Source organism: Pseudomonas sp. 24 E 13 (assembly GCF_900004715.1).
In the GTDB taxonomy this organism is placed as follows: Bacteria; Pseudomonadota; Gammaproteobacteria; order Pseudomonadales; family Pseudomonadaceae; genus Aquipseudomonas; species Aquipseudomonas orientalis_A.
In genome coordinates, this window is sequence record NZ_CVTO01000047.1 from 1 (window position 1) to 14,062 (window position 14,062).

The following is a 14,062-nucleotide window of genomic DNA, read 5'->3' on the forward strand; positions in this document are numbered from 1 at the left end:
CGGCCCCTCACGGGTTGGCGTTGTGCTGGGCACCAGCACGTCGGGCATCGACGAGGCCAGTCGCGGCATTGCCCACTACCTGCGCGATAACGCCTTTCCCGGTGACTACGACTACCAACAGCAGGAACTCAGCGCTCCGGCGAATTTCCTCGCCGACTGGCTGCAATTGAGCGGCCCGGCCTATGTGATTTCCACCGCCTGCACCTCCAGCGCCCGTGCGTTGATGAGTGCCCGGCGCCTGCTCGACCTGGGCCTGTGCGATGCGGTGATCTGCGGGGGCGTCGACAGCTTGTGCAGGCTGACGCTGAACGGCTTTACCGCACTGGAAGCGGTGTCTGCCGAGCGCTGCAATCCGTTTTCGGTGAACCGCAACGGTATCAATATCGGCGAAGCGGCGGTGGTGTTCCTGATGAGCCGCGAGCCGGCACCGGTCGCCCTGCTGGGCAGCGGCGCCAGCAGCGACGCCCACCATATCTCCGCCCCCGAGCCCACCGGCAAAGGCGCGTTGCAGGCCATGCGCAAGGCCCTGGCCCAGGCGAAACTCGCGCCCGAGCAGATCGGCTACCTGAACCTGCACGGCACCGCCACCCAGCACAACGACGCCATGGAAAGCCTGGCGGTCGCCAGCCTGTTTCCGGGCGGGGTGGCCTGCTCCTCGACCAAACCCATGAGCGGCCACACCCTCGGCGCGGCGGGCGCACTGGAAGCGGCGTTCTGCTGGTTGAGCCTGACGCACGGGCGAGTCCCTCCCCATGTGTGGGACGGTCACGTCGACCCGGCGCTGCCCGCCTTGCAGTGGGCACACCAGGGCGACACCTTGAAAAAACCTTATTTGATGAGCAACTCGTTTGCCTTTGGCGGCAACAACGTCAGCCTGATTATTGGAGAGGCCCCATGATCGCTTGGCCACTCGCCGAACTGCTGCCCCATGCGGGCGACATGATCCTGATCGACCAGGTGCTGTCATTCGATGAAGAGCAGGTGCACACCCGTCTCACCGTCAAACCCGGCGGCCTGTTCAGCCAGGCTGACGGCAGCCTGCCGGCCTGGGTCGGTATCGAGCTGATGGCGCAAAGCGTCGCCGCCTATGCCGGGTGCCGCGCGCGCCAGCAAGGCCACGCGGTGGAACTGGGCTTCCTGCTGGGCACGCGAAAATTCGAGTGCAACGTGGCGCACTTTCCCGTCGGCGCCGAGCTGACTATCCACGGCCTGCGCTCGCTGGAGGACGACAATGGCATGGGGGTGTTCGAATGCCACCTCACCGGCGACGGCATCCAGGCCAGCGCACGCTTGAACGTATTTCGACCGCCCCAGGCGGCCACCTATTTAGATGAATCGAAGGACGAAACGCCATGACTGAATCCGTACTGGTCACCGGCTCCAGCCGTGGCATCGGCCGCGCCATTGCCCTGCGCCTGGCCCAGGCCGGGCATGACATCGTGCTGCATTGCCGCAGTGGCCGCGCCGAAGCCGACGCGGTACAGCTCGAGATCGATGCCCTGGGCCGCCAGGCGCGTGTGCTGCAATTCGATGTCGCCGACCGCGCGGCGTGCAAGGAAATCCTGGAGGCCGACGTCGAGCAACATGGCGCCTATTACGGCGTGGTGCTCAATGCCGGCCTGACCCGAGACGGCGCATTCCCGGCGCTCTCGGAAGACGACTGGGACGTGGTGATGCGCACCAACCTCGACGGGTTCTACAACGTGCTGCACCCGGTGATGATGCCGATGATCCGTCGTCGCGCCGCCGGGCGCATCGTGTGCATCACCTCGGTGTCCGGGCTGATCGGCAACCGCGGCCAGGTCAACTACAGCGCCTCCAAGGCGGGCTTGATCGGCGCAGCCAAGGCGCTGGCCATCGAGCTGGGCAAGCGCAAGATCACCGTCAACTGTGTGGCACCGGGCTTGATCGACACCGCCATGCTGGACGAACACGTGCCGGTCGAAGAGCTGATGAAAATGATCCCGGCGCAGCGCATGGGCACTCCGGAAGAAGTGGCCGGTGCGGTGAATTTCCTGATGTCCGCCGAGGCAGGCTATATCACGCGCCAAGTGTTGGCCGTGAATGGGGGCCTGTGCTGATGAAACGCGTTGTCGTCACCGGCATGGCCGGCATGACCTCCCTGGGCAGCGACTGGGACACCATCGCCGCCAACTTTCGCGCCAACCGCAGCGGCATCCGGCGCATGGATGAATGGGACCGCTTCACCGAATTGAACACGCGCCTGGCCGGGCCGATTGACGATTTCGCCGTCCCCGCGCACTGGACCCGCAAGCAACTGCGCAGCATGGGCCGCGTCTCGCGCCTGGCGGTGTGGGCGGCGGAGCAGGCGCTGCAGGACGCCGGCTTGCTTGGCGACCCGTCGATCAAGGACGGGCGCATGGGCGTGGCCTGTGGCTCGTCCACCGGCAGCACCGATGAGATCAAGGCGTTCGGCAACATGCTGCTGAACTCGGTAGCAGAGGGGCTGAATGCCAATTCCTATGTGCGCATGATGCCGCACACCACGGCGGCGAATATCAGCATCTTCTTTGGCCTGACCGGGCGCCTGATCCCCACCTCCAGCGCCTGCACCAGCGGCAGCCAGGGCATCGGTTATGCCTACGAGGCCATCAAGTTCGGCCGTCTGCCGTTGATGCTCGCCGGCGGCGCCGAAGAGCTGTGCCCCACCGAGGCCATGGTGTTCGACGCGCTCTACGCCACCAGCCTGAAAAACGACGCGCCGCAAACCAGCCCGCGCCCCTACGACAGCGGCCGCGATGGCCTGGTGATCGGCGAAGGCGGCGGCATGCTGGTGCTCGAAGAGCTGGAACACGCGCTGGCGCGGGGTGCGCATATCCATGCCGAGATCGTCGGTTTCGGCAGCAATGCCGACGGCCAGCACACCACCCGCCCGGAACAGAAAACCATGCGCCGCGCCATGGAGCTGGCGCTGGAAGACGCCGGGCTTGAACCGTCCGCCATCGGCTATGTCAATGGTCACGGCACCGCGACCGACCAGGGCGACATCGCCGAGACCCTGGCCACCAGCAGCCTGTTCGGCAGCCGCATGCCCATCAGTTCGCAGAAGAGTTTCCTGGGCCACACCCTGGGCGCGTGCGGGGCGCTGGAGTCGTGGTTCAGCATCGAGATGATGAACCGCGACCAGTACGTGCACACCTTCAACCTGGACTCGGTCGACCCGCAATGCGGTGAGCTGGATTACCTGCAAGGTGGCTTTCGCCAGATGCACAACGACTACGTGATGAACAACAACTTTGCCTTTGGCGGCGTCAACACCTCGCTGATCTTTCGCCGCTGGTCCTGACTTTTTAATCGATTGGAGAAAACGGAATGTCTTCCCTGCTACGCGCCACCCTGATCGCCCTGGCCCTGTTGACCACCGCCGGTTGCACCAGTAAACCGGTGCTCAACACCCAGCACGAGCTGCCGGCCACGCCCCAGCTCAGCGAAGAGAAAATGAAACAGGTGATCGTCGCCGCCCTGCAAAAACGCGAGTGGACGGTACAACGCCTGAGCCCGCAACTGGTGCAGGCCGACATCACCGTGCGCGGCCAGTTCTATGCCGCCATCGACATCCGCTACACCCGCAACAGCTACGCCATCAGCTACCGCGACAGCCGCGAACTGGGCTACAAGGACGGCAAGATCCATCGCAACTACAACCGTTGGGTGAGCATGCTGGATCGGGACATTCTGGCGGGGCTGCGCTCGGCGGGGATGCAGTAAGCCAGAAACGCCCTGGATCGTTCCCACGCTCCGCGTGGTAACGCCGCCTGGGACGCTCCGCGTCCCGCCACGAGTGCACGGTTCCAGCCTTCAGTTGGGTGACGCGGAGCGTCACGGGATGCATTACCACGCGGAGCGTGGGAACGATCGGGTGTGAACATACCTACGCCACCGCCCTACGCGTCAACAATTCCACAAACGCCCTTGCCATCGGCGTCTGCGCACCCTTGCGCTGCACCAGCCATACCGCGGTCACCGCTTCCGGGTCCAGCAACGTGCGATACACCACGCCGTCGATCCGTATCCGTTGATAGGACGCCGGCAGCACCGATACGCCCAATCCCGCCGCCACCAGACCGATGATGGTCATCGCCTCGCCCGCCTCCTGGGCGACATGCGGGCTGAAGCCGGCGTCACGGCACAGGCTGAGCAGTTGCGCATAGAGACCGCTGCCGTAGGTGCGCGGGAAAAACACGAACGGTTCTTCTGCCAATTGCGCCAGGTGCAAGCCGCGCTCGCTGCCCTGCGCCAACGGGTGCCCGGCGTTCAGTACCGCCACCAGGGGCTCGCGCATCAGCTCGACCACACACAGTGATTCGGGCAACGGCAAAGGCCGCATCAGCCCGACCTGGATCGATTCATCCACCAGCGACTCGGCCACCTCGGTGCTGCTCATTTCCTGCAGGCTCAAGTGCACGGCTGGAAAGGCTTGGCGAAACGCAAAGATCGCCTGCGGGATGCTGGCGTTGAATGGTGCCGACGAGGTGAATCCGATTTTCAGCTCTCCCAGCTCTCCCATCTGCGCCCGCCGCGCGACGTCCGCCGCTTTATCCACTTGCGCCAGCACCAGGCGCGCCTCGTGCAGAAACAGGCGTCCCGCTTCGCTCAGCTCGACCCGACGATTGGTCCGCTCAAACAACCGCGCGCCCACCTCTTGCTCCAATGCCTGGATCTGCTGGCTCAGTGGCGGTTGCGAGATGCCCAGCACCTGCGCGGCGCGGCCAAAATGCAGCTCTTCGGCGACGGCGATGAAGTACCGCAGATGACGTAATTCCATGCACACCTCATTAGGTCGTTAAAGCTATCAAACAGGTCGAACAATATATTGGAAAGAATCATTAGCCAGCTATATTCTTTTTCCCATTGTCAGTCCTGGCAGACTTTCCTCCCCGAGGTCCCCCGTGAATCCTGCTGTTGCTCCGCTTGCCCAACACACCCCGCCTTCAGCCCTTGATGACGTGGTGGCGCAGCTCAACGACGAGTACATCGAAAAAGGCACGCCGATGTTCATGCGCACGGTGCTGGCGCTGTTCTCCGGCGGGTTTGCCACCTTTGCCCTGTTGTATTGCGTACAGCCGATGATGCCGGCGCTGTCTCACGAGTTTTCCATCAATGCCGCGCAGAGCAGCCTGATTTTGTCGGTCGCCACGGCGATGCTTGCCTTCGGCCTGCTGATCACCGGGCCGATTTCCGACAGGCTGGGACGCAAACCGGTGATGGTCGCCGCGCTGTTCTGTGCAGCGCTGGCTACCATCGCCAGCGGTTTGATGCCGAGCTGGGAGGGCATCCTGCTCATGCGTGCGCTGGTGGGCTTGTCCTTGAGTGGCCTGGCCGCCGTGGCCATGACCTACCTGAGCGAAGAGATCCACCCGCAGCACATCGGCCTGGCCATGGGCCTGTACATCGGAGGCAATGCGATTGGCGGCATGAGCGGGCGTTTGATCATCGGAGTATTGATCGACTTCGTCAGTTGGCACACCGCCATGCTGATCATCGGCGGCCTGGCGCTGATCGCCGCCACGGTGTTCTGGAAAATCCTCCCAGAGTCGCGCAACTTCCGCGCCAGCAGCCTCAAGCCGCGTAACCTGCTCGATGGCTTCGTGATGCACTTCAAGGACGCGGGCCTGCCGTGGTTGTTCCTGGAAGCGTTCCTGCTGATGGGGGCGTTTGTGACCCTGTTCAACTACATCGGCTATCGCCTGCTGGCCGACCCGTATGACCTCAGCCAGGCCGTGGTCGGCCTGCTGTCGCTGGTGTATCTGTCAGGCATCTACAGCTCGGCGAAAATCGGCTCGCTGGCCGACCGCCTGGGCCGCCGTCGCGTGCTGTGGGCCACCATTGTGCTGATGCTCGCCGGCATGGCCCTGACGCTGTTCACCCCGCTGTGGCTAGTGGTGCCGGGCATGCTGATCTTTACCTTCGGCTTCTTCGGCGCACATTCGGTAGCCAGCAGCTGGATCGGGCGGCGTGCGGTGAGGGCCAAGGGACAAGCGTCGTCGCTGTATCTGTTTTGCTATTACGCAGGGTCAAGCATTGCCGGGACGGCGGGCGGGTTCTTCTGGCACTTGGGCGGATGGAACGGGATTGGCGGGTTTATCGTCGCGCTGCTGATTGGCGCGTTGCTGGTGGCGTTGAAGCTGGCGAAGTTGCCGCCGTTGGGGCAGGTCTGAAGGTTTCTGGCTTTTAATGTGGGAGGGGGCTTGCCCCCTCCCACATTTTTGCTCTGTGTTTTATTCGTGGTATTGCGCCGACAGTTCATGCACCGCGCGCAGGAAGGCACCCGCGTGCTCCGGGTTCACTTCCGGGGTGATGCCATGGCCGAGGTTGAACACGTGACCGGTGCCCTTGCCGTAGCTGGCAAGGATGCGGCCGACTTCGGTGCGGATCGCTTCCGGCTTGGCGTACAGCACGGTGGGGTCCATGTTGCCTTGCAGTGCAACTTGACCGCCAACGCGACGGCGGGCTTCGCCGATATCGCAGGTCCAATCCAGGCCCAACGCGTCGGCGCCTGCATCGGCGATGCTTTCCAGCCACAGGCCGCCGCCCTTGGTGAAAACGATCACCGGCACCTTGCGGCCTTCGTGTTCGCGGATCAGGCCGCTGACGATCTTGCGCATGTAGGCCAGGGAGAATTCCTGGTAGGCCGCCGCCGAGAGGTTGCCGCCCCAGGTGTCAAAGATCTGCACCGCTTGCGCGCCGGCCATGATCTGGCCATTGAGGTACGCGGTGACCGACTGCGCCAGCTTGTCCAGCAGCAGGTGCATGGCGTGCGGGTTGTCGTAGAGCATGGCCTTGGTCTTGCGGAAGTCTTTCGACGAGCCGCCTTCGACCATGTAGGTGGCCAGGGTCCAGGGGCTGCCGGAGAAGCCGATCAGCGGCACGCGGCCGTTAAGCTCGCGGCGGATGGTGCTCACGGCGTCCATCACGTAGCCGAGGTCTTTGTGCGGGTCCGGGATCGGCAGGGCTTCGATATCGGCCAGGGTGCTGACGACCTTCCTGAAGCGCGGGCCTTCACCCGTCTCGAAGTACAGGCCTTGGCCCATGGCGTCGGGGATGGTGAGGATATCGGAAAAGAGAATGGCCGCGTCCAGTTGTGGGTAGCGGTCCAGCGGCTGCATCGTGACTTCGCAGGCGAACGCAGGATTCATGCACAGGCTCATGAAGTCGCCGGCGTGGGCGCGACTGGCGCGGTATTCCGGCAGGTAGCGACCGGCCTGGCGCATCATCCATACGGGCGTGACGTCTACGGGTTGCTTGAGCAGGGCACGAAGGAAACGGTCGTTCTTGAGGGCAGTCATGTCGGCATCCGCAAAAAAAGTGCGGGCATTTTCTCAGAGCGCGACGCAAAAGGCACGGTATGTGCCGTGCCTTTTGTCTATCGGGTCAATTTGTCGCGGACTTGAAAGCGCTGCAAAACAACTGTGGGAGGGGGCTTGCCCCCGATGGCGGTGGGTCAGTCAGTGAATCTGGTGACTGATGCAGCGCTATCGGGGGCAAGCCCCCTCCCACAGTTTGATCCCATTTCAACCTGGGATCGGGGTCAGACCTGCAGGTAGTCCAGGATGCCTTCGGCGGCGTTGCGGCCTTCGAAGATCGCCGTTACCACCAAATCAGAGCCGCGCACCATGTCGCCACCGGCGAAGATTTTCGGGTTGCTGGTCTGGTGCTTGTACTGGCCCTGCTCCGGGGCGACGACGCGGCCCTGGCTGTCGGTCTGGATCGCGAACTGCTCGAACCACGGCGCCGGGCTTGGGCGGAAACCGAAGGCGATGACCACGGCGTCGGCCGGGATGATCTCTTCGGAACCCGGGATCGGTTCGGGGCTGCGACGGCCACGGGCATCCGGTTCGCCAAGACGGGTCTCGACCACCTTCACACCTTCGACGCGGTCTTCACCGACGATGGCGATCGGCTGGCGGTTATAGAGGAATCTCACACCTTCTTCCTTGGCGTTCTTCACCTCTTTGCGCGAACCGGGCATGTTGGCTTCGTCACGACGATAAGCACAGGTCACCGACTTGGCGCCCTGGCGGATCGAGGTGCGGTTGCAGTCCATCGCGGTGTCGCCACCGCCGAGCACTACGACCTTCTTGCCTTTCATGTCGACGAAATCTTCCGGCGACTTTTCAAAGCCCAGGTTGCGGTTGACGTTGGCGATCAGGAAATCCAGCGCGTCGTACACGCCCGGCAAATCCTCACCGGCAAAGCCGCCCTTCATGTAGGTGTAGGTGCCCATGCCCATGAACACGGCGTCGTATTCGGCGAGCAGTTGCTCCATGGTGATGTCTTTGCCGATCTCGGTGTTCAGGCGGAACTCGATGCCCATGCCGGTGAAGACTTCGCGGCGATTGCTCAACACGGTCTTTTCCAGCTTGAACTCGGGGATGCCGAAGGTCAGCAGGCCGCCGATTTCCGGGTTCTTGTCGAACACCACCGGGGTCACGCCGCCACGTACCAGCACGTCGGCACAGCCCAGGCCCGCCGGGCCCGCGCCGATGATGGCGACACGCTTGCCGGTCGGCTTGACCTTGGACATGTCCGGGCGCCAGCCCATGGCGAACGCGGTGTCGGTGATGTACTTCTCCACCGAACCGATGGTCACCGCGCCGAAGCCGTCGTTGAGGGTGCACGCACCCTCGCACAGACGATCCTGGGGACAAACCCTGCCGCAGACTTCCGGCAGAGTGTTGGTCTGGTGCGACAGCTCGGCGGCGGCGAGGATGTTGCCCTCGGCGACCAGTTTGAGCCAGTTGGGAATGAAGTTGTGCACCGGGCACTTCCATTCGCAATACGGGTTACCGCACCCCAGGCAGCGGTGGGCCTGGTCGGCCGAGTGCTGGGGTTTGAAGGGTTCATAGATTTCCACGAACTCTTTCTTGCGTTGACGCAACAGTTTCTTCTTCGGATCTTTGCGCCCGACATCGATGAACTGGAAGTCGTTATTCAGACGTTCAGCCATGTTAAAACCTCATCAAACTCTTCAGGCGCATATCACTGCGGGTTGGCACGGATGCTGGAAAGCAACGATTTCAGGTTGGCAGCCTTGGGCTTGACCAGCCAGAAACGACGCAGGTAATCATCGAGGTTTTCGGCGAGGTTACGACCCCATTCGCTGCCGGTCTCCTCGACATACTCGTCCAGCACGTGCTGCAAGTGGTTCCGGTAGGATTCCATGGCTTCGCCGCTGATCCGCTGGATCTCGACCAACTCGTGGTTGACCTTGTCGACGAAGGTGTTGTCCTGGTCGAGCACGTAGGCGAAACCGCCGGTCATGCCCGAGCCGAAGTTGTAACCGGTCTTGCCCAGTACCGCGACAAAGCCCCCGGTCATGTACTCGCAGCAGTGATCGCCGGTGCCTTCCACAACCGTGTGGGCCCCGGAGTTACGCACGGCGAAACGCTCACCGGCGGTGCCGGCGGCGAACAACTTGCCACCGGTGGCGCCGTACAGGCAGGTGTTGCCGATGATGGCACTGTCCTGACTCTTGTAGACGCTGCCTTTAGGCGGAACGATCACCAGCTTGCCGCCGGTCATGCCCTTGCCCACGTAGTCGTTGGCGTCGCCTTCGAGGTACATATGCAGGCCGCCGGCGTTCCACACGCCGAAGCTCTGCCCCGCAGTGCCCTTGAAGCGGAAGATGATCGGCGCTTTCGCCATGCCCTGGTTGCCGTGCTTGCGCGCGATTTCACCGGAGATGCGCGCGCCGATAGAACGGTCGCAGTTGCAGATATCCAGGGCGAATTCGCCACCGCTGGCGTCGTTGATCGAGGAGCCGGCCATTTCGACCATTTTCTCGGCCAACAGGCCTTTGTCGAACGGTGGGTTGCGGTCCACCTGGCAGAATTGTGGCTTGTCTGCCGGGATGTGATCGCTGCCCAACAGCGGAGTCAGGTCCAAATGTTGTTGCTTGGCGGTCTGGCCTTCGAGCACTTCGAGCAGGTCGGTACGCCCGATCAGCTCTTCCAGCGAGCGCACGCCGAGCTTGGCCAGCCACTCACGGGTTTCTTCGGCGACGTAGGTGAAGAAATTCACCACCATGTCGACGGTGCCGATGTAGTGGTCTTTGCGCAGCTTTTCGTTCTGAGTGGCGACGCCGGTGGCGCAGTTGTTCAGGTGGCAGATGCGCAGGTATTTGCAGCCCAGGGCAATCATCGGCGCAGTACCGAAGCCGAAGCTTTCGGCGCCGAGGATTGCGGCCTTGATCACGTCGAGGCCGGTTTTCAGGCCGCCGTCGGTCTGTACCCGCACTTTGCCGCGCAGGTCGTTGCCGCGCAGGGTCTGGTGGGTTTCGGCCAGGCCCAGCTCCCACGGCGCACCGGCGTACTTGATCGAGGTCAACGGCGAAGCGCCGGTGCCGCCGTCGTAGCCGGAAATGGTGATCAGGTCAGCGTAGGCCTTGGCCACACCGGCGGCGATGGTGCCGACCCCGGCTTCCGCCACCAGTTTCACCGAGACCAGCGCCTGCGGGTTGACTTGTTTCAAGTCGAAAATCAGCTGCGACAAGTCTTCGATCGAGTAGATGTCGTGGTGCGGCGGCGGCGAAATCAGCGTCACACCCGGCACTGCATAGCGCAGCTTGGCGATCAGGCCGTTGACCTTGCCGCCCGGCAGTTGACCACCCTCCCCCGGCTTGGCGCCCTGGGCCACCTTGATCTGCAGCACTTCGGCGTTGACCAGGTATTCCGGGGTCACACCGAACCGGCCGGTGGCCACCTGCTTGATTTTCGAGCTTTTGAGCGTGCCGTAGCGCGCCGGGTCTTCACCGCCTTCGCCGGAGTTGGAACGCGCACCCAGGCGGTTCATGGCTTCGGCCAGGGCTTCGTGGGCCTCGGGCGACAAGGCGCCCAGGGAAATACCGGCGGAGTCGAAGCGCTTGAGGATAGATTCCAGCGGCTCGACTTCGGCGATGTCCATCGGCGTGTCCAGGGTCTTCACCTTGAACAGGTCGCGGATCATCGACACCGGGCGGTTATCCACCAGGCTCGTGTACTGCTTGAACTTGGCGTAGTCGCCCTGTTGCACGGCGGCTTGCAGGGTGCTGACCACGTCCGGGTTGTAGGCGTGGTATTCGCCACCGTGCACGAACTTGAGCAGGCCGCCTTGCTGGATCGGCTTGCGCGCGCTCCAGGCTTCAGCCGCCAGGGCTTTCTGTTCGGCTTCGATATCGACGAAACGCGCACCCTTGATGCGGCTCGGCACGCCACGGAAGCTCAGCTCGCAGACTTCTTCGGAGAGGCCGATGGCTTCGAACAACTGGGCGCCGCGATACGAGGTAACGGTGGAGATGCCCATCTTCGACAGGATCTTCAGCAGGCCTTTGGTGATGCCCTTGCGGTAGTTCTTGAACACCTCGTAGAGGTCGCCCAGCACTTCACCGGTACGGATCAGGTCGCCCAGCACTTCGTACGCGAGGAACGGGTACACAGCCGAGGCGCCGAAGCCGATCAACACCGCGAAGTGGTGCGGGTCGCGGGCAGTGGCGGTTTCGACGAGGATGTTGGAGTCGCAGCGCAGGCCTTTCTCGGTCAGGCGGTGATGCACAGCGCCGGTGGCCAGCGACGCGTGGATCGGCAACTTGCCCGGCGCGATATGACGGTCGGTCAGCACGATCTGGGTACGACCGGCGCGTACGGCTTCTTCGGCCTGGTCGGCGACGTTGCGCACAGCGGCTTCAAGGCCGAGGCTCTCGTCGTAGTTCAGGTCGATGATCTGGCGGTCGAAGCCTGGACGTTCCAGGGTCATCAGCGAGCGCCACTTGGCCGGGGAAACCACCGGCGAGCTGAGGATCACACGGGAAGCGTGCTCCGGCGATTCCTGGAAAATGTTGCGCTCGGCACCGAGGCACACTTCCAGCGACATCACGATGGCTTCGCGCAGCGGGTCGATCGGTGGGTTGGTCACCTGGGCGAATTGCTGGCGGAAGTAGTCGTACGGCGTGCGCACGCGCTGGGACAGCACGGCCATCGGCGTGTCGTCGCCCATGGAGCCGACGGCCTCGTAGCCTTGCTCGCCGAGCGGGCGCAGCACCTGGTCGCGCTCTTCGAACGTGACCTGGTACATCTTCATGTATTGCTTGAGCTGATCGACGTCGTAGAAAGCCGAACCGTGGTCGTTGTCTTCCATGGTCGCCTGGATGCGCAGGGCGTTCTTGCGCAGCCATTGCTTGTACGGGTGACGGGACTTGAGGCGGTTGTCGATGGCGTCAGTGTCGAGGATCTGCCCGGTTTCGGTGTCCACGGCGAGGATCTGGCCAGGGCCCACGCGGCCTTTGGCGATGACGTCTTCCGGCTTGTAGTCCCACACGCCGATTTCCGAGGCCAGGGTGATAAAGCCGTTGGTGGTAGTCACCCAACGCGCCGGGCGCAGACCGTTACGGTCGAGCAGGCACACCGCGTAGCGGCCGTCGGTCATGACCACGCCGGCCGGGCCGTCCCACGGCTCCATGTGCATCGAGTTGTATTCGTAGAACGCCCGCAGGTCCGGGTCCATGGTCTCGACGTTCTGCCACGCAGGCGGAATGATCATGCGCACGCCACGGAACAGGTCGATGCCGCCGGTGACCATCAACTCGAGCATGTTGTCCATGCTCGAGGAGTCCGAACCCACGCGGTTGACCAGCGGGCCGAGCTCTTCGAGGTCCATCAGATCGTTGGCGAACTTCGTGCGACGGGCCACGGCCCAGTTGCGGTTACCGGTGATGGTGTTGATCTCGCCGTTGTGGGCGAGGAAGCGGAATGGCTGGGCCAGCGGCCATTTCGGCAGGGTGTTGGTGGAAAAGCGCTGGTGGAACACGCAGATCGCGGTTTGCAGGCGCTCGTCGCTCAGGTCCGGATAGAAGGCGGTGAGGTCCGCCGGCATCATCAGGCCTTTGTAAATGATGGTCTTGTGGGAAAAGCTGCAGATGTAGTGGTCGGTGTCGGCGGCGTTGAGCACCGACGAACGACGACGCGAGGTGAACAGCTTGATCGCCATGTCCTGGTCGCTCAGGCCGTCGCCTGCGATGAACACCTGTTCGATCTGCGGCAGGCGCTCGTTGGCCAGGCGGCCGAGCACGCTGGTGTCGATCGGCACTTTGCGCCAGCCGATCAGTTGCAGGCCGGCGGCGACGATCTCGCGGTTCATGTTCTCGCGAGCAGCTTCGGCTTTGACCGGGTCCTGGTTGAAGAACACCATGCCCACCGCGTATTGCTTGGGCAGGTCGACAGCGAAATGCTCTTTGGCAACGGCGCGCAGGAACTGGTCGGGCTTTTGAATCAGCAAGCCGCAACCGTCACCGGTCTTGCCGTCGGCGTTGATCCCACCGCGGTGGGTCATGCAGGTCAGGGCCTCGATGGCCGTTTGTAAAAGGGTATGACTGGGCTCGCCCTGCATGTGGGCTATCAGGCCGAAACCGCAGTTATCCTTGAATTCATCGGGTTGGTACAGACCTGCTTTCATAGACACTTTCTCACCAGGCTGCCTCTTCTATCGAGGCAAATTTCTTTTCAATTCAACCGGTTACCTTCCACGCCGAACGTACGCCGGCTTAGCGGGGGCAAAAGGGAGGTCATTGTACACACCGACACAGACGCTCACAAATTTAGCGACGAAATGTCGCAAATCTATGTCGCATTTATGAAAGGTTTAAAGCGATATGCTGTGCTAGTCAAAACTTTTTTAATTCTGACCGCTACGACTCAAAAGCTACCGTGACGCAGACACCACAAAGCGCGCGGCCTTCAGGGCTGCACGCTGTTGTCGTTTTTTTTGAGGTGCTGGGAGGGCGGCCTGGGTAAGGCCGCCGGATCTTCAGCGAGTTGTCGCGAGTTCTTGTTGAACGCTGGCGACAGTTCGAGGCCAAGGTTTACCAGCCTGAACCTTCGCTGGCAAGGCTTTGATGGCAGAATCGGCTGCGGCGCGGCTTGGGAAGCTGCCGTAGGTGATCACGTAGAGAGGCTTGCCGTTGAGCACTTTCTTGAAATACCGGTACTGGCCGCCCTGCTCTTTGACGAACGCCTGGGCGTTGGCCTCGGAGCTGGTGCCGAGGATCTGCACCACGAAGTTGCCGGTGGGC

The 14,062-nt window shown here is 62.8% G+C and carries 11 protein-coding genes; 6 read left to right on the plus strand and 5 right to left on the minus strand.

All coding sequences use genetic code 11. From position 1 onward, the window contains the following. The 5 genes from BFP90_RS01680 to BFP90_RS01700 form a co-directional block, all read left to right on the plus strand. Window positions 1-898, plus strand: an 898-nt coding sequence (locus BFP90_RS01680; protein ID WP_065895806.1) for a beta-ketoacyl-ACP synthase, incomplete at its 5' end; no start/stop codon positions are given. Next, window positions 895-1,356: a hotdog family protein gene (locus BFP90_RS01685; RefSeq protein ID WP_065895800.1), complete on the plus strand. Its 462-nt coding sequence runs from the start codon at window positions 895-897 to the stop codon at window positions 1,354-1,356. The genes BFP90_RS01680 and BFP90_RS01685, both read left to right, overlap by 4 nt. Then, a complete protein-coding gene (gene fabG, locus BFP90_RS01690) occupies window positions 1,353-2,081 on the plus strand; it encodes a 3-oxoacyl-ACP reductase FabG (RefSeq protein WP_065895801.1) in 729 nt (242 codons plus the stop codon). Before BFP90_RS01685 ends, fabG begins: the two co-directional genes overlap by 4 nt. Continuing rightward, complete coding sequence (locus BFP90_RS01695; RefSeq protein WP_065895805.1) at window positions 2,081-3,307, plus strand: beta-ketoacyl-ACP synthase; 1,227 nt, start codon at window positions 2,081-2,083, stop codon at window positions 3,305-3,307. The genes fabG and BFP90_RS01695 overlap by 1 nt, the downstream gene beginning before the upstream one ends. 26 nt (window positions 3,308-3,333) lie before the next feature. Beyond that, window positions 3,334-3,729, plus strand: a complete 396-nt coding sequence (locus tag BFP90_RS01700; protein WP_065883094.1) for a hypothetical protein — start codon at window positions 3,334-3,336, stop codon at window positions 3,727-3,729. Window positions 3,730-3,892: 163 nt separating this feature from the next. On the opposite strand, the gene BFP90_RS01705 is transcribed toward BFP90_RS01700, so the two are convergent. Then, window positions 3,893-4,786, minus strand: coding sequence for a LysR family transcriptional regulator (locus tag BFP90_RS01705; RefSeq protein WP_065892106.1), 894 nt, complete (start codon window positions 4,784-4,786; stop codon window positions 3,893-3,895). Between the two features lie 181 nt (window positions 4,787-4,967). Between BFP90_RS01705 and BFP90_RS01710 the strand changes: the two genes are divergently transcribed. After that, entirely contained in the window at window positions 4,968-6,179 is a 1,212-nt protein-coding gene (locus BFP90_RS01710; RefSeq protein WP_370671678.1) for an MFS transporter, read from the plus strand. A 60-nt stretch (window positions 6,180-6,239) separates the two neighbouring features. On the opposite strand, the gene hemE is transcribed toward BFP90_RS01710, so the two are convergent. From hemE to BFP90_RS01730, 4 genes are all read right to left on the minus strand, one after another. Next, window positions 6,240-7,307, minus strand: a complete 1,068-nt coding sequence (gene hemE, locus BFP90_RS01715; RefSeq protein WP_065895803.1) for a uroporphyrinogen decarboxylase — start codon at window positions 7,305-7,307, stop codon at window positions 6,240-6,242. A 242-nt stretch (window positions 7,308-7,549) separates the two neighbouring features. After that, the gene (locus tag BFP90_RS01720) at window positions 7,550-8,968 is read right to left on the minus strand and encodes an FAD-dependent oxidoreductase (protein ID WP_065892113.1); all 1,419 of its coding nucleotides are present in this window, start codon (window positions 8,966-8,968) and stop codon (window positions 7,550-7,552) included. A 32-nt stretch (window positions 8,969-9,000) separates the two neighbouring features. After that, window positions 9,001-13,446 carry a glutamate synthase large subunit gene (gene gltB, locus BFP90_RS01725; protein WP_065895804.1) on the minus strand — a complete coding sequence of 1,482 codons (4,446 nt, stop codon included), beginning with the start codon at window positions 13,444-13,446 and terminating at the stop codon, window positions 9,001-9,003. A gap of 351 nt (window positions 13,447-13,797) precedes the next feature. Further along, a partial coding sequence (locus BFP90_RS01730; RefSeq protein WP_176718004.1) for an SPOR domain-containing protein occupies window positions 13,798-14,062 on the minus strand: 265 nt, incomplete at its 5' end.

Bases quoted from the DNA above. Each gene is read 5' to 3' on its own strand.
- BFP90_RS01695 (WP_065895805.1), top strand. From the start codon at position 2,081: ATGAAACGCGTTGTCGTCACCGGCATGGCCGGCATGACCTCCCTGGGC.
- BFP90_RS01700 (WP_065883094.1), top strand. From the start codon at position 3,334: ATGTCTTCCCTGCTACGCGCCACCCTGATCGCCCTGGCCCTGTTGACC.
- hemE (WP_065895803.1), bottom strand. From the start codon at position 7,307: ATGACTGCCCTCAAGAACGACCGTTTCCTTCGTGCCCTGCTCAAGCAA.
- gltB (WP_065895804.1), bottom strand. From the start codon at position 13,446: ATGAAAGCAGGTCTGTACCAACCCGATGAATTCAAGGATAACTGCGGT.
- BFP90_RS01705 (WP_065892106.1), bottom strand. From the start codon at position 4,786: ATGGAATTACGTCATCTGCGGTACTTCATCGCCGTCGCCGAAGAGCTG.
- fabG (WP_065895801.1), top strand. From the start codon at position 1,353: ATGACTGAATCCGTACTGGTCACCGGCTCCAGCCGTGGCATCGGCCGC.
- BFP90_RS01685 (WP_065895800.1), top strand. From the start codon at position 895: ATGATCGCTTGGCCACTCGCCGAACTGCTGCCCCATGCGGGCGACATG.
- BFP90_RS01720 (WP_065892113.1), bottom strand. From the start codon at position 8,968: ATGGCTGAACGTCTGAATAACGACTTCCAGTTCATCGATGTCGGGCGC.